The following is a 14,667-nucleotide window of genomic DNA, read 5'->3' on the forward strand; positions in this document are numbered from 1 at the left end:
GACAACATGCGGTCATGTCCTCCGCGCTGACCGGTCTCTTCCCCCACCCGATCGTGCAGGCACCCATGGCGGGCGGTGTCTCCCTCCCGCAGCTCGCCGCCGCCGTCTCCGAGGCGGGCGGCCTCGGGTTCCTCGCCGCCGGATACAAGACGGCCGACGGCATGTACCAGGAGATCAAGCAGCTCCGCGGGCTCACGAACCGCCCCTTCGGCGTGAACGTGTTCGTGTCCCAGCCCGAACATCCCGGTGCGGGCACCGGCTCCACCGCGGCGGCCGGCGCCGCGCCCCTCGACGCGGGCGCCGTGGAGATGTACGCGCAGCAGCTGGCCGGCGAGGCCGCCTGGTACGAGACCGAGCTGGGCGACCCCGACAGCGGCCGGGACGACGGCTACGACGCCAAGCTCGCCGTGCTCCTGGACAACCCGGTGCCCGTGGTCTCCTTCCACTTCGGCGTGCCGGGCCGGGAGGTCATCGACTCCCTCCACCGTGCCGGGACCTTCACCATGGTCACCGCCACCACCGCCGAGGAGGCCCGCGCGGTCGAGCGGGCCGGGGCGGACGCGGTGATCGCGCAGGGCGTGGAGGCCGGCGGTCACCAGGGCACCCACCGGGACCTCCCCGAGAACGACGGCTCCGGCATAGGGCTGCTGTCCCTGGTGGCGCGGATCCGCGAGTCCGTGGGCATCCCGGTCGTCGCCGCCGGCGGCCTCATGCGCGGCGGCCAGATCGCCGCCGTCCTCGCCGCGGGGGCGAGCGCCGCCCAGCTGGGCACCGCCTTCCTCGCCACCCCCGAGTCCGGCGCCCACCCGCTGCACAAGCAGGCGCTGACCAACCCGCTGTTCGCGCGCACCGAGCTGACCCGGGCCTTCTCCGGCCGCCCGGCGCGCGCGCTCGTCAACCGCTTCCTGCGCGAGCACGGCCCGTACGCCCCCGCCGCCTACCCGGAGGTCCACCACCTCACCGCCCCGCTGCGCAAGGCCGCCGCCAAGGCCGGGGACGCGCAGGGGATGGCACTGTGGGCGGGCCAGGGGCACCGGATGGCCCGGGAACTGCCGGCCGGACGGCTGGTGGAGGTGCTGGTGGCCGAACTCGCCCAGGCGGGGACAGCGTTGTCGGAACTCGCCGTGCGTGGAGGTGACTGGCGATGACCGCGCCCGTCTTCGTGGTGGAGCGACTCGACCGGGTCGCGCCCGAGTTCGTGCTCGACGGGCCCGAGGGCCGGCACGCCGTCTCCGTGAAGCGGCTGCGGCCCGGTGAGGACGTGGTCCTCACCGACGGGCGCGGCCGCTGGGCCGAGGGGGTCGTCAAGGCGGCGGAGGGCAAGGACCGGCTGGTCGTCGTCGACCTGGAGCCCGTCCACGAGGAGGCCCCGGCCGCCCCGCGGATCACCGTCGTGCAGGCCCTGCCCAAGGGCGACCGGGGTGAACTGGCCGTCGAGACGATGACCGAGGTCGGCGTCGACGCGATCGTGCCCTGGCAGGCGTCCCGGTGCATCACCCAGTGGAGGGGCGACCGCGGCCTGAAGGCCCTCGGCAAGTGGCGGGCCACCGCCCGCGAGGCCGGCAAGCAGTCCCGCCGTGTCCGCTTCCCCGACGTCGCGGACGCGGCGACGACCCGGCAGGTCGGCACACTTCTGGCCGGGGCGGACTTCGCGGCCGTCCTCCACGAGAGCGGCGAGGAACGGCTCGCCACCGTCGAGCTGCCCACCCGGGGCGAGATCGTGCTGGTCGTGGGCCCCGAAGGCGGCGTCTCCCCCGAGGAACTGGCGGTGTTCGCCGAGGCGGGTGCGAAGCCGTACGTCCTGGGGCGTACCGTGTTGCGCACATCGACCGCCGGCACCGCCGCGGCGGCCCTCGTGCTGGCGCGCACCGGCCGGTGGTCCTGACTCCACGGGGGGACACCATGGAACTCGCCCAAGTCCGGCTCCTGGTAACCGACTTCGCCGCCTGCTACCGGTTCTACGCCGACGTCCTCGGCCTCAAGCCGCAGTCCGGCGCGACCGAGGGCCCGTACGAGAAGTTCAGCCCGCACGCCGGCTCCGCGGGGATCGCGCTGCAGGACCGGTCGATGATGGCCCGGGTCCTGGACGAGCTGAGCGAGACCGCCACCGGCCACCGCTCCCTGGTGGTGCTGCGGGTGGACGATCTCGACGCCTACTGCGCGGAGATCGCCTCCCGGGGCGCGGAGCTGCTGCACGGCCCGGCCCCCATGACCGACCGCATGCGCGTGGCCCACCTCAGGGACCCGGAGGGCAACCTCGTCGAACTCCAGGAGTGGCTGCTGCTGCGCGGCTGACGGCGACGGCGGCCAGCAGTTCCCACCCCGTCCACCTCGCCGGTGACCGGCCCGCGCGCGCGGAGCTCGTCGGCGAACGCCCTCACGACACCGGGCTCGTGCAGGTCGACCGTGTTGCCGCGGTCGTCGAAGACGAGCCCGGAATGGGTGTACCCGCCCGTGACGGCCCCCTCGAACACGTCGTACGCACACCGTCCCGGTACAGCGCCAGCACCTCGGCACAGGTGCCGCCGGCGGCGTGCCGGTGCCGGACGGCCCACAGCCAGACGGTCCCGTCCGCCACCACGAGCCGCCTCAGAGCGTGTTTGCCGCGCATCGGGCCGGCGTAGGGAGCGGCGGCGGGCGCACGTCCCCGATCGGGTGAGTGGCCGTATGCGGCCTTCCGCCCCGCCCGGCCCGGTGGCACGCTGCCCTTCATGGGGCCACCGAGGGGAATCCGGCGGGGAGTGCGGGCGATGGCCGTCGTGGGCCTGGTCGTGACGGCCGGCGGTGCCATGGCCGCGTGCCGGCCGGGCGACCTCAGCTCCGCGACCGCCGCCTACACCACCGACACGACCGCGACCGCCCGGCTGAAACGCGAGCACGTGGACGTCAGTTGGCTCACCTGCACCGGCGACTACGGCAAGGGCGGCGGCGCGGCGGCCGGGACGCCCTCGCCGTCCGAGACGACCGTCGTCTCCGTCGACTGCCGCGGTGAGACGAAGGACGGCCGGAAGATCACCGTCACCGGCAGGGTGACCAGGGCCGTCGAGGGCGCCTGCGTGCGCGGTGACCTCACGGCGAGGGTGGGCGGCAGACAGGTGTTCCACGTCAGCGGGCTCGGCGACTGCGACGCCCGGCCCCGCCCGACGTACCGGCTGCCCACCGGAGGGCAGCCGCGGCCCACCGTGACCGTCACCGTCACCCGCACCGTCTGGTGCAAGGGCGACCCCACCTGCTGGCCCGTCGAGGGCAAGTGATCGGAAACCGGGAGCGGGGCACACGGTCCGCTGCGTACAGTGACGGGGTGACCCAAGGTGCTACCCGAACCACGGATTCGTCCGCCTACCTGCGATTCCCCCATCTGCACGGGGACTTGGTGACGTTCGTCGCCGAGGACGACGTCTGGCTCGCCCCGCTCGACGGCGGCCGCGCCTGGCGGGTCAGCGCCGACAACGTGCCGGTGACCCAGCCCCGGATATCGCCGGACGGACGGCACCTCGCCTGGACCTCCACCCGGGACGGCGCCCCCGAGGTGCACGTCGCCCCCGTGGACGGCGGCCCCGCCCGGCGGCTGACGTACTGGGGCAACATCCGTACCGAGGTACGGGGCTGGACCCCCGACGGCCGGGTGCTCGCGCTCGGCGCGCACGGCCAGTCCAGTTTCCGGCGCACCTGGGCGCACGCCGTCCCACTGGACGGCGGACCGGCCGAGACCCTGTCCTACGGGCCGGTCGGCGCGGTGGCCTTCGGGCCGGCCACCGTGCTGCAGTCCGCGCCGATGGGCCGCGAGGCCGCCTACTGGAAGCGCTACCGCGGCGGCACGGCGGGCAAGCTGTGGATCGACCCCGACGGCGACGGCGAGTTCGTCCGGCTGCACGAGGAGATCGACGGGAACATCGAGCGGCCGGTCTGGGTGGGCGACCGGATCGCGTTCCTCTCCGACCACGAGGGCACGGGCGCCCTGTACTCCTCCCTCGCCGACGGCTCCGACCTGCGCCGGCACACCCCCCTCGACGGCTTCTACGCCCGGCACGCCGCCGGCGACGGCGACCGGGTCGTCTACAGCTCGGCCGGTGAACTGTGGCTGCTGGACGACCTGGAGGGCGCCGAGCCGCGCCGGCTGGACGTACGGCTCGGCGGACCCCGGGTGGACCTGCGGCCGCACCCGGTCAACGCCTCCCGCTGGTTCGGCGAGGCGTCCCCCGACCACGCGGCCCGGGGCAGCGCCGTCTGCGTGCGCGGCGGCGTCCACTGGGTCACCCACCGCTCCGGGCCCGCCCGCGCCCTCGCCGCCACCCCCGGCGTCCGCGCCCGGCTGCCCCGCACCTTCCGCGCCGACGGCGAGGAGTGGGTGGTGTGGGTGACGGACGCCGAGGGCGACGACGCCCTGGAGTTCGCCCCCGCGACCGGCACCGTGCCCGGCGCCCCGCCCCGCAGGCTCGCCGCCGGGCAGCTCGGCCGGGTCCTGGAGCTGGCCGTGGCGCCGGACGGCAGCAGGGCCGCCGTCGCCGCGCACGACGGACGGCTGCTGCTCGTCGAGTGCGTGACCGGCGAGGTCCGCGAGGTCGACCGCAGCGACGACGGCGAGGTCTCCGGGCTGGCGTTCTCGCCCGACTCCGCCTGGCTCGCCTGGGCCCACCCCGGCCCCCGCCCGCTGTCCCAGCTGCGGATCGCCCACACCACCGACCTGTCGGTCACCGAGGCGACCCCGCTGCGCTTCCAGGACTACGCGCCCGCCTTCACCCTCGACGGCAAGCACCTCGCCTTCCTCTCCAACCGTGCCTTCGACCCGGTCTACGACGAGCACGTCTTCGACCTCGCGTTCGTGGTCGGCGCCCGCCCGCACCTGATCACCCTGGCCGCCACCACCCCGTCCCCGTTCGGTCCGCAGCGGCACGGCCGCCCCTTCGAGACGCCCGACAAGGACGAGACCCCCGACAGCGAGGGCACCCCCGTGACCCGCGTCGACCTCGAAGGCCTCGCCGACCGGATCGTGCCCTTCCCGGTCGAGGCCGGCCGCTACTCCAGCCTGCGCGCCGCCAAGGACGGCGTCCTGTGGCTGCGCCACCCCGTGCACGGCGTCCTCGGCGCCTCCCGCGCCCACCCGGAGGACGCCGACCCGCACACCGAGCTGGAGCGCTACGACCTCGCCCAGCGGCGTCTGGAGCACCTCGCCTCCGACGCCGACCACTTCGAGGTCAGCGGCGACGGCAGACGCGTCCTGCTGTGGAGCGACGGCCGGCTGCGGGTCGTGCCCAGCGACCGGCGTACCGGCACCGACGACGACGGCGACACCAGCGTCACCGTCGACCTCGCCCGCGTCCGGCAGACCGTCGACCCGGCCGCCGAGTGGCGGCAGATGTACGACGAGACCGGCCGCCTCATGCGCGACCACTTCTGGCGGCCCGACCTCGGCGGCGTCGACTGGGACGGCGTCCTCGGCCGCTACCGCCCGCTGCTCGCCCGCGTCGCCACCCACAGCGACCTCGTCGACCTGCTGTGGGAGGTGCACGGCGAACTCGGGACCTCGCACGCCTACGTCACCCCGGCCGGCGGCCGCGGCGGCGGCGCCCGGCACGGCCTGCTCGGCGCCGACATCTCCCGCCACGAGGACGGCAGCTGGCGCGTCGACCGCATCCTGCCCTCGGAGACCTCCGACCCGGACGCCCGCTCCCCGCTCGCCGCACCCGGCGTCGCGGTCCGCCCCGGCGACGCGGTCATCGCGGTCGCCGGACACCCGGTCGACCCGGTGACCGGCCCCGGCCCCCTGCTCGTCGGCACGGCCGGCCACCCCGTCGAGCTGACCGTCTCCCCGGCGGGCGGCGGCGAGCCGCGCCACACGGTCGTCGTCCCGGTCGCCGACGAGGAGCCCCTGCGCTACCACGCCTGGGTCGCCGACCGCCGGGCCCACGTCCACGCGGCCTCCGGCGGCCGCCTCGGCTACCTCCACGTGCCCGACATGCAGGCCCCCGGCTGGGCGCAGATCCACCGCGACCTGCGCGTCGAGGTCGCCCGTGAGGGACTCGTGGTCGACGTCCGCGAGAACCGCGGCGGCCACACCTCCCAGCTCGTGGTGGAGAAGCTGGCCCGCCGCATCATCGGCTGGGACCTCGCGCGCGGCATGCGCCCCACCAGCTACCCGCTCGACGCGCCCCGCGGTCCGGTCGTCGCCATCGCCAACGAGTGGTCCGGCTCCGACGGCGACATCGTCAACGCGGCCATCAAGGCCCTCGGCATCGGCCCGGTCGTCGGCACCCGCACCTGGGGCGGCGTCATCGGCATCGACAGCCGCTACCACCTGGTCGACGGCACCTCGGTCACCCAGCCCAAGTACGCGATCTGGCTGGAAGGCCACGGCTGGGACGTCGAGAACCACGGCGTGGACCCGGACGTGGAGGTCGTCCAGCGCCCCCAGGACTGGGCGGCGGGCACGGACGCCCAACTGGACGCCGCGATCGCCCTCGCGCTGGAAACCCTGGAGACCAGCCCGGCGAAGACACCCCCGGGCATGCCGACGTAAGGGGCGCGGGGCTGTGTCCATATGCGGCTCCGCCGCATAGGCGCGATCACCCCCCCGACCCGCACCCGACCGACTACCATGCCCCCGTAAAGATCACCGTCGAAAGCGAGCGCAGCGCCATGGCTGGGGAACCGCAGGACGACTGCCTGTTCTGCAAGATCGTCGCGGGTTCGATCCCGGCGACGATCGTCCGCGAGACCGAGACGACCGTCGCCTTCCGGGACATAAACCCCCAGGCGCCCACGCACATCCTGGTGATCCCCAAGGCCCACTACGAGAACGCCGCCGCCCTCGCCGCGGGCGCGCCGGAACTCGCCGCCGACGTCCTGCGGGAGACCCGGGCGGTGGCGGAGGAGGAAAAGCTGGAGAGCTACCGCACGGTGTTCAACACCGGCAGCGGCGCCGGCCAGACCGTCTGGCACGCCCACGCGCACGTCCTCGGCGGGCGCGGTCTGGAATGGCCCCCCGGATAAGCATGTCCGTCCGTGAACTGGTGGTCCTCGGCACCGCCAGCCAGGTCCCGACCCGGCACCGCAACCACAACGGCTACCTGCTGCGGTGGGACGGCGAGGGCATCCTGTTCGACCCCGGCGAGGGCACGCAGCGCCAGATGCTGCGTGCCGGGGCCGCCGCCCACGACCTGAACCGGATCTGCGTCACCCACTTCCACGGCGACCACTCGCTGGGCCTCGCCGGGGTCATCCAGCGGATCAACCTCGACCAGGTCCCGCACGAGGTCACCGCGCACTACCCGCGCTCCGGGCAGCGCTTCTTCGACCGGCTGCGGTACGCGACCGCCTACCGGGAGACGGCCGGCCTCACCGAGGCACCGGTCGCCGCCGACGGCATCCTCGCGGTGACCCGGTCGTACACCCTGGAGGCCCGCAGGCTGTCCCACCCGGTCGAGTCCTTCGGCTACCGCCTGATCGAGCCCGACGGCCGCCGCATGCTGCCCGACCGTCTCGCCGCGCACGGCATCAAGGGCCCGGACGTGGGCCTCCTCCAGCGCGCCGGCCGGCTCGGGGACGTGACGCTGGACGACGTCAGCGAGGTGCGGCGCGGACAGCGGTTCGCCTTCGTCATGGACACCCGGCTGTGCGACGGGGTGCACGCGCTGGCCGAGGGCTGCGACCTGCTCGTCATCGAGTCCACGTTCCTCGACGAGGACGCGGGACTGGCGGCCGACCACGGCCACCTGACCGCCGGGCAGGCCGCCGCGGTGGCCCGGGACGCGGGCGTGCGGCACCTCGTCCTCACCCACTTCAGCCAGCGCTACTCCGAGCCCGGCGAGTTCGAGCGGCAGGCGCGGGCGGCCGGGTTCGGGGGCGAACTGACCGTGGCGCACGACCTGCAGCGGGTACCGGTCCCCAAGCGCAGGTGAAACCGCAGGTCACTGGGTCGTACGATGCTTTGATGCCCCTCCCCAAAGCAGAGCTGCACCTCCACGTCGAAGGCACCCTGGAGCCGGAGCTGGCGTTCGAGCTGGCCGCCCGCAACGGCGTCGAGCTGCCCTATGCCGGCACCGACGAGCTGCGCGAGGCGTACCGGTTCGAGGACCTCCAGTCCTTCCTGGACCTGTACTACGAGCTGATGGCCGTCCTGCTCACCGAGCAGGACTTCGCCGACCTGGCCGACGCCTACCTCGCCCGGGCCGCCGCCCAGGGCGTGCGGCACGCGGAGATCTTCTTCGACCCGCAGGCCCACCTCGCCCGGGGCGTGTCCATGGGCACGGTCGTGGAGGGGCTGTGGCGGGCGCTCGGCCGCAGCGAGGAGAACCACGGGATCTCCACCAGGCTCATCCTCTGCTTCCTGCGCGACGAGTCCGCCGAGTCCGCGTTCGAGACCCTGGAGGCGGCACGGCCGTACCTGGACCGGATCACCGGGATCGGCCTGGACTCCGCCGAGGTCGGACACCCGCCGGCGAAGTTCCGCCGGGTGTACGAGGCCGCCGCCGCGCTCGGGCTGCGCCGGGTCGCGCACGCCGGCGAGGAAGGCCCGCCGCAGTACATCACCGAGGCGCTGGACGTGCTCGGTGTCGAGCGCGTCGACCACGGCCTGCGCTGCATGGAGGACCCGGCGCTGGTCGAGCGGCTGGTCCGGGACCGCGTCCCGCTCACGCTGTGCCCGCTGTCCAACGTCCGGCTGCGCACGGTGGACACCCTGGCCGACCACCCGCTGCCGGCCATGCTCGACGCCGGTCTGCTGTGCACGGTCAACTCGGACGACCCGGCGTACTTCGGCGGGTACGCCGGCGACAACTTCGCGGCCGTACGGCGGTCGCTGGGCCTCACCGAGGACCGGCTGCGCGAGCTGGCCCGCAACTCCTTCCTCGCCTCCTTCCTGGAGGACGACGAGGAGCGCCGGGCCCGCTACCTCGCCGAGGTGGCGGCGTACGAGTTCGGGGACGCGGTGTCGTAGGCCCGCCGGACGGGCACGGCGGACGTCTCCACCGGGACCTCCACGACCGGGAGCGCCCGCCTGCCGGTCCGCAGGGCCACCGCCGTCATCGGCACGGCGGCCAGCAGGAGCCCGGCGGCGAGGAGCAGGCCCGTCGCCGGGAACCCGGCCCACCCCGCCAACACGCTCCCGGCCAGCGGGCCCGCCGCCGTCCCCAGGGAGGCCGACGAGCCGACCAGGACCGCCCAGCGGCCCCGCGGGTCGAGGGAGGCGGCGAGGCCGATGACGTACGACAGCACGACCGGGTAGAGCAGGTTCCAGGAGATCTCGCCCGCCGCGAAGGCCGGCAGGTCCCGCGCGGACGCGCTCAGGGCGACGCAGCCGGCGATGAGCGCCGTACCGGCGCCGATGGGCAGCGCCCGGCCGAGCCGCGGCCCGAGCGCTCCGGCGCCCACGACGCCGGCCAGACCGGCGCCGAGCGCCACCGCGAACACCGCGCCCACGGTGACCTCGGTGAGGTGGGCCTGTGCGGTGCCGATGCGCCCGCTGACGCCCCACAGGGAGTTCTGGGCGAGAGACCAGCAGGGCATGGCGGCGGCGAGCAGCAGCCCGGCGCGCGGCCGGGGCAGGCGGCCGCGCCCCAGGGACGTGTGGACGGCCGCCGTGCGGGCGGACAGCCGGCCGGTGACGGGCCAGACGGCGAGCGCGGTCAGCGCGAGGGCGGCGAGCGGGAGACCGTGGCCCGGGCCGAGCCGGGGGATCGTCAGGTAGAGGGCGCCGGCGAGGGCGGAGACGCCGAGCAGGCCGAGCGTGGTGACGCGGTGCGGATCGCGCTGGGCGGCGATCCCGCTCGCGGCGACCGCCGTGACCGTGCCCGACCCGAACCCGCCGGCGAGCGCGCCCGCGACCACGGCGGGTACGCACCCGGTGAGGGCGGCGCCGCCGTAGCCGAGGAAGGCGAGCGCGAGGCCGGTGCGGGCGAGCGTCCGGGGGCCGAGGCGGTCCACCCGGGAGGCCAGCAGGAAGCCCGCCGTCGCCGAACTCAGCAGCAGGGCGCTGCCGATGGCACCGGCCTGGGTGGCGGTGAGCGGGAGCCCGCCGTCGAGTCTGCCGACCGTGGTCGGCAGCAGGTAGGGGGCGAGGTACCCGGCCGTGAAAAGGGCGACGAGGGGCCAGGGCATGGAGCGGGGGGCGGACACGGGCGTTCCCAGGGCAGGCTGAAGGAGCGGCTCGAGAGCCGGGGGAGAGGGGAGGGCGACGGCCGTCGACGGACGGGAACGCGCGAGCAAGTTGTATCAAGCACGCGGTTGCGGAAGAAGATCGGGTGACGTGATCTGGGTCACTGGTGCGTTTGGGTTCGGCGATCTCGGGTAAAGGCGCGCGCTTTCCCGGGTGCCGTTGACGGCCTCCTGTCCGTCTACATAGCCTCAGTTCTCATACATGGACGAGCGTCTGACGTGGGAGCCCCCCGTGACCCGTGACCTGACCATCTCCGAGGTGCGGCTGACGCCGATCCTGGTGGCCGACCCGCCCCTGCTCAACACCCAGGGGGTGCACCAGCCGTACACACCCCGGCTGATCGTGGAGATCGTCACGGCCGACGGTGTCACGGGGCTCGGCGAGACCTACGGCGACACCGGGTACCTGGACCTGGCCCGTTCGCTCGCCGCACGGCTCCCCGGCCGGTCGGTCACGGATGTGAACGGTATGTTCGCGATCGATCTCCCCGTGGACGAGTCGCAGGTGGCGGGCGCCGTGGACGCGGGCGGGCTGCGCGGGGTGCAGAGCGCGGGCAAACTGCGGCTGTCCGTGCTGTCCGCCTTCGAGGTCGCCTGCCTGGACGCCCAGGGCAGGGCGTTCGGACTGCCCGTGCACGCGCTCCTCGGCGGCAAGGTCCGCGACGCCGTCGAGTACAGCGCCTACCTGTTCTACAAATGGGCCCGGCACCCGGCGGGCGTGCCGGCCGAACCGGACCGGTGGGGCGCCGCCCTGGACCCGGCCGGAATCGTTGCGCAGGCGCGGGAGCTGCGGCGGCGGCACGGCTTCGGCTCGTTCAAGCTCAAGGGCGGTGTGTTCCCGCCCGGCGAGGAGGTCGCCGCGGTGCGCGCCCTCGCCGAGGCCTTCCCCGGGCACCCGCTGCGCCTCGACCCCAACGGCGCCTGGTCGGTGGCCACCTCGCTGAAGGTGGCGGAGGAACTCGGTGACGTCCTGGAGTACCTGGAGGACCCGACGCTGGGCACCCCCGCCATGGCAGAGGTCTCGGCGGCCACCCGCGTCCCGCTCGCCACCAACATGTGCGTGACCACCTTCGGGGAGATCGCGGAGGCGTTCACGAAGGACGCCGTCCAGATCGTCCTCTCCGACCACCACTACTGGGGCGGACTGCGCAACACCCGCCACCTCGCGGCGATCTGCGCGGCCTTCGGCGTCGGGGTGTCCATGCACTCCAACACCCACCTCGGCATCAGCCTCGCCGCCATGACCCACGTGGCGTCGACCGTGCCGGACCTCCACCACGCCTGCGACTCGCACTACCCCTGGCAGTCGGAGGACGTCCTCACCGAGCGGCTCACCTTCACCGGCGGCTCGGTCACGGTGTCCGACGCGCCCGGCCTCGGCGTCGAACTGGACCGGGACGAACTCGCCCGGCTGCACCGGCGGTGGGCCGACGACGACGGCTCGCTGCGGGACCGGGACGACGCGGCGGCGATGCGGGCGGCCGAACCGGGGTGGCGGACACCGGTGATGCCGCGCTGGTGACGGCTGCGACCGGCGGTCCCGGTGGGGCCCCTGGTGCACACTGGCCACAACCGCACCACGTCAGGGAGCGCACGTGACCCCGTCGCACACGATCGCCGGAGAGGAACCCGAACACCTCACGCAGGCCGCGCGCCGGCAGGCCCAGGTGGACCCGCTCGCCGCCCTGCGCGCCCCCGGCGACCCGCCCTGGGACGTCTACCTCACGGGCACCGTCTTCCTCGACATCGTCTTCACCGGCCTGGACTCGGCGCCCGTGCGCGGCACCGAGTCCTGGGCCCGGGGCATGGGCTCGAGCCCGGGCGGGATCGCCAACATGGCCGCCGCCCTCGCCCGCCTCGGCCTGCGCACGTCCCTCGCCGCGGCCTTCGGCGACGACCACTACGGCGAGTACTGCTGGGACGCCCTCGAACACGGCGAGGGCATCGACCTCTCGGCCTCGCGCACCGTGCCCGGCTGGCACTCGCCGGTGACCGTCTCCATGGCCTACGAGGGCGAGCGCACGATGGTGTCCCACGGGCACGAGCCGCCGCCCGAGGAGCCGGCGCCGGACTTCCCGCCCAGGGCCCGGGCGGCCGTCGCCTCCCTCACGCCGGGGCGCCGCGCACCCTGGATCGCGCAGGCCGCCCGCGCGGGCACCCGGGTCTTCGCCGACGTCGGCTGGGACGAGACCGGGGCGTGGGACCTTCGGGGGCTGGCCGACCTGGAGCACTGCGAGGCGTTCCTGCCCAACGCCGAGGAGGCGCGGCGCTACACGGGGGCGGACTGCCCCCGGGCCGCCGCGCACGCCCTGACCGAGTACGTACCGGTCGCCGTCGTGACCCTCGGCTCCGAGGGTGCGTACGCGGTGGACCGGCGGACGGGGGAGGCGGCCGAGGTGCCCGCCATCGCCGTGGAGGCGCTGGATCCCACCGGGGCGGGGGACGTGTTCGTCGCCGGGTTCGTCACCGGGAGCCTGGCGGGGTGGCCGCTGGCTGACCGGCTGGCCTTCGCGGGGCTGACCGCGGCCCTGTCGGTGCAGGAGTTCGGCGGATCGCTGTCGGCGCCGGGCTGGTCGGAGATCGGGGCGTGGTGGCGGCGCGTGCAGTCGCTGCCGGGGCGGGAGCAGCCGCCCGCGGCCCTCGGGCGGTACACGTTCCTGGAGACGCTGGTGCCGGAGGAACTGGACCGGCCCTGGCCGTTGCGGCGGGCGGTGCCCACCATCGGATTCCGCGGGACCGGCTGAGCGGCCGGAGGCACCGCCGGACGGGGGGGGCCGGGCCGGCCGGGCGGCGGCCCGGAACGGCCCACGGAAAAGCCCTTCGGCCTTGTCGGTGCCCCGTCGTACTCTGGACTGTGCGAGGCCGCCCTCAGCTACGCGGCCGTGAAGAGGAGGAACCGCAGGCCTTCAGCGCCGGCCCATGACTCAGACACCCACAGCTCACACCCCCGCGCAGGGGCAGGCGACGGCACAGATCACGGTCCCCGCCCAACACCCCATGGTGATGGTGCTCGGTTCCGGGGACTCCCTGCTGCGCGTGATCGAGAGGGCCTTCCCGGCGGCCGACATACACGTCCGGGGCAACGAGATCAGCGCGGTCGGCGCCCCGGCGGACATCGCCGTGATCCAGCGCCTGTTCGCGGAGATGATGCTGGTGCTCCGCACCGGACAGCCGATGACGGAGGACGCAGTGGAACGCTCGATCGCCATGCTCAGGGCGAGCGAGAACGGCGAGGGCGACGGACCGGAGACGCCGGCCGAGGTACTGACGCAGAACATCCTGTCCTCGCGCGGCCGCACGATCCGCCCCAAGACGCTCAACCAGAAGCGGTACGTCGACGCGATCGACAAGCACACGGTCGTCTTCGGCATAGGCCCCGCGGGCACCGGCAAGACCTACCTGGCCATGGCCAAGGCCGTGCAGGCCCTGCAGTCCAAGCAGGTCAACCGCATCATCCTGACCCGCCCCGCGGTCGAGGCGGGCGAGCGGCTCGGCTTCCTGCCCGGCACGCTCTACGAGAAGATCGACCCCTACCTGCGCCCGCTGTACGACGCGCTGCACGACATGCTCGACCCCGACTCGATCCCGCGGCTGATGGCGGCCGGGACGATCGAGGTCGCGCCGCTCGCCTACATGCGCGGCCGTACGCTCAACGACGCCTTCATCATCCTCGACGAGGCCCAGAACACCTCCCCCGAGCAGATGAAGATGTTCCTCACCCGCCTCGGTTTCGACTCGAAGATCGTGATCACGGGTGACGTGACGCAGGTCGACCTGCCGAACGGCACCAAGAGCGGTCTGCGGCAGGTGCAGGAGATCCTGGAGGGCGTCGAGGACGTCCACTTCTCCCGGCTGTCGTCCCACGATGTCGTACGGCACAAGCTGGTGGGCCGTATCGTCGACGCGTACGAGTTGTACGACAGCAAGCACGGCACGGAGAACGGCGCCCACAAGGGCGGCCGTGGCAGGACCGGCGCCAAGGCTCCCAAGGGGAAGTAGACCAGCACGACCATGTCGATCGACGTCAACAACGAGTCCGGCACCGAGGTCGACGAGCAGGCGATCCTCGACATCGCCCGCTACGCGCTCGCACGGATGCGCATCCACCCGCTCTCCGAGCTCTCGGTGATCGTCGTGGACGCCGACGCCATGGCGCAGCTGCACGTCCAGTGGATGGACCTGCCCGGGCCCACCGATGTCATGTCGTTCCCGATGGACGAGCTGCGGCCGCCGTCCAAGGACGACGACGAGCCGCCGCAGGGGCTGCTCGGCGACATCGTGCTGTGCCCGGAGGTCGCCAGGAAGCAGGGGGAGGAAGCGCCCACGCGGCACTCCATGGACGAGGAGCTCCAGCTGCTCACCGTCCACGGCGTGCTGCACCTGCTCGGCTACGACCACGAGGAGCCCGACGAGAAGGCCGAGATGTTCGGGCTCCAGGCCGCCATCGTCGACGGGTGGCGGGCCGAGCACGGCCTGACCGGGCCGTCGCCGGCGCCGACCGTCTCGTAAGCGGGC

The 14,667-nt window shown here is 74.1% G+C and carries 13 protein-coding genes; 12 read left to right on the plus strand and 1 reads right to left on the minus strand.

Translation table 11 applies throughout. The features are described 5' to 3' along the window. Positions 1 to 14: 14 nt before the first annotated feature. The 8 genes from IE177_RS06305 to IE177_RS06340 all read left to right on the plus strand — a co-directional run bounded on the left by IE177_RS06305 (position 15) and on the right by IE177_RS06340 (position 8,935). Positions 15 to 1,148, plus strand: coding sequence for a nitronate monooxygenase (locus IE177_RS06305; RefSeq protein ID WP_190013733.1), 1,134 nt, complete (start codon positions 15 to 17; stop codon positions 1,146 to 1,148). Next, on the plus strand, positions 1,145 to 1,885 hold the full coding sequence (locus IE177_RS06310) for a 16S rRNA (uracil(1498)-N(3))-methyltransferase (protein WP_190013734.1): 741 nt from the start codon (positions 1,145 to 1,147) through the stop codon (positions 1,883 to 1,885). The genes IE177_RS06305 and IE177_RS06310 overlap by 4 nt, the downstream gene beginning before the upstream one ends. A 17-nt stretch (positions 1,886 to 1,902) precedes the next feature. Beyond that, on the plus strand, positions 1,903 to 2,295 hold the full coding sequence (locus IE177_RS06315) for a VOC family protein (protein ID WP_190013735.1): 393 nt from the start codon (positions 1,903 to 1,905) through the stop codon (positions 2,293 to 2,295). A gap of 455 nt (positions 2,296 to 2,750) precedes the next feature. Then, positions 2,751 to 3,254: a hypothetical protein gene (locus tag IE177_RS06320; RefSeq protein WP_190013736.1), complete on the plus strand. Its 504-nt coding sequence runs from the start codon at positions 2,751 to 2,753 to the stop codon at positions 3,252 to 3,254. A gap of 47 nt (positions 3,255 to 3,301) precedes the next feature. Next, positions 3,302 to 6,517, plus strand: coding sequence for a S41 family peptidase (locus IE177_RS06325; RefSeq protein ID WP_190013737.1), 3,216 nt, complete (start codon positions 3,302 to 3,304; stop codon positions 6,515 to 6,517). A gap of 119 nt (positions 6,518 to 6,636) precedes the next feature. Then, the gene (locus IE177_RS06330) at positions 6,637 to 6,990 is read left to right on the plus strand and encodes a histidine triad nucleotide-binding protein (protein ID WP_190013738.1); all 354 of its coding nucleotides are present in this window, start codon (positions 6,637 to 6,639) and stop codon (positions 6,988 to 6,990) included. Between the two features lie 2 nt (positions 6,991 to 6,992). Then, positions 6,993 to 7,898, plus strand: a complete 906-nt coding sequence (locus IE177_RS06335; RefSeq protein ID WP_190013739.1) for a ribonuclease Z — start codon at positions 6,993 to 6,995, stop codon at positions 7,896 to 7,898. Between the two features lie 32 nt (positions 7,899 to 7,930). Next, entirely contained in the window at positions 7,931 to 8,935 is a 1,005-nt protein-coding gene (locus tag IE177_RS06340; protein WP_190013740.1) for an adenosine deaminase, read from the plus strand. Here the strand turns inward: IE177_RS06340 and IE177_RS06345 are convergent. Beyond that, the gene (locus tag IE177_RS06345) at positions 8,887 to 10,113 is read right to left on the minus strand and encodes an MFS transporter (protein ID WP_190013741.1); all 1,227 of its coding nucleotides are present in this window, start codon (positions 10,111 to 10,113) and stop codon (positions 8,887 to 8,889) included. The genes IE177_RS06340 and IE177_RS06345 overlap by 49 nt on opposite strands. Positions 10,114 to 10,384: 271 nt before the next feature. On the opposite strand from IE177_RS06345, the gene IE177_RS06350 reads away from it, so the two are divergent. The 4 genes from IE177_RS06350 to ybeY all read left to right on the plus strand — a co-directional run bounded on the left by IE177_RS06350 (position 10,385) and on the right by ybeY (position 14,661). Continuing rightward, positions 10,385 to 11,674: a glucarate dehydratase family protein gene (locus IE177_RS06350; RefSeq protein ID WP_190013742.1), complete on the plus strand. Its 1,290-nt coding sequence runs from the start codon at positions 10,385 to 10,387 to the stop codon at positions 11,672 to 11,674. A gap of 73 nt (positions 11,675 to 11,747) precedes the next feature. Further along, on the plus strand, positions 11,748 to 12,896 hold the full coding sequence (locus IE177_RS06355; RefSeq protein ID WP_190013743.1) for a carbohydrate kinase family protein: 1,149 nt from the start codon (positions 11,748 to 11,750) through the stop codon (positions 12,894 to 12,896). Positions 12,897 to 13,071: 175 nt separating this feature from the next. Beyond that, positions 13,072 to 14,151, plus strand: coding sequence for a PhoH family protein (locus IE177_RS06360; protein WP_190013744.1), 1,080 nt, complete (start codon positions 13,072 to 13,074; stop codon positions 14,149 to 14,151). 12 nt (positions 14,152 to 14,163) lie between these two features. Beyond that, entirely contained in the window at positions 14,164 to 14,661 is a 498-nt protein-coding gene (gene ybeY, locus IE177_RS06365) for an rRNA maturation RNase YbeY (RefSeq protein WP_190013745.1), read from the plus strand. Positions 14,662 to 14,667 lie beyond the last annotated feature (6 nt).

Origin of the sequence: Streptomyces lucensis JCM 4490 (assembly GCF_014650035.1) — a bacterium.
GTDB lineage: Bacteria > Actinomycetota > Actinomycetes > Streptomycetales > Streptomycetaceae > Streptomyces > Streptomyces lucensis.

What these genes read in the sequence shown, in the direction of transcription:
- IE177_RS06305 (WP_190013733.1), top strand. Translation starts at nt 15, where the DNA reads ATGTCCTCCGCGCTGACCGGTCTCTTCCCCCACCCGATCGTGCAGGCA.
- IE177_RS06310 (WP_190013734.1), top strand. Translation starts at nt 1,145, where the DNA reads ATGACCGCGCCCGTCTTCGTGGTGGAGCGACTCGACCGGGTCGCGCCC.
- IE177_RS06315 (WP_190013735.1), top strand. Translation starts at nt 1,903, where the DNA reads ATGGAACTCGCCCAAGTCCGGCTCCTGGTAACCGACTTCGCCGCCTGC.
- IE177_RS06320 (WP_190013736.1), top strand. Translation starts at nt 2,751, where the DNA reads ATGGCCGTCGTGGGCCTGGTCGTGACGGCCGGCGGTGCCATGGCCGCG.
- IE177_RS06330 (WP_190013738.1), top strand. Translation starts at nt 6,637, where the DNA reads ATGGCTGGGGAACCGCAGGACGACTGCCTGTTCTGCAAGATCGTCGCG.
- IE177_RS06335 (WP_190013739.1), top strand. Translation starts at nt 6,993, where the DNA reads ATGTCCGTCCGTGAACTGGTGGTCCTCGGCACCGCCAGCCAGGTCCCG.
- IE177_RS06340 (WP_190013740.1), top strand. Translation starts at nt 7,931, where the DNA reads ATGCCCCTCCCCAAAGCAGAGCTGCACCTCCACGTCGAAGGCACCCTG.
- IE177_RS06360 (WP_190013744.1), top strand. Translation starts at nt 13,072, where the DNA reads ATGACTCAGACACCCACAGCTCACACCCCCGCGCAGGGGCAGGCGACG.
- ybeY (WP_190013745.1), top strand. Translation starts at nt 14,164, where the DNA reads ATGTCGATCGACGTCAACAACGAGTCCGGCACCGAGGTCGACGAGCAG.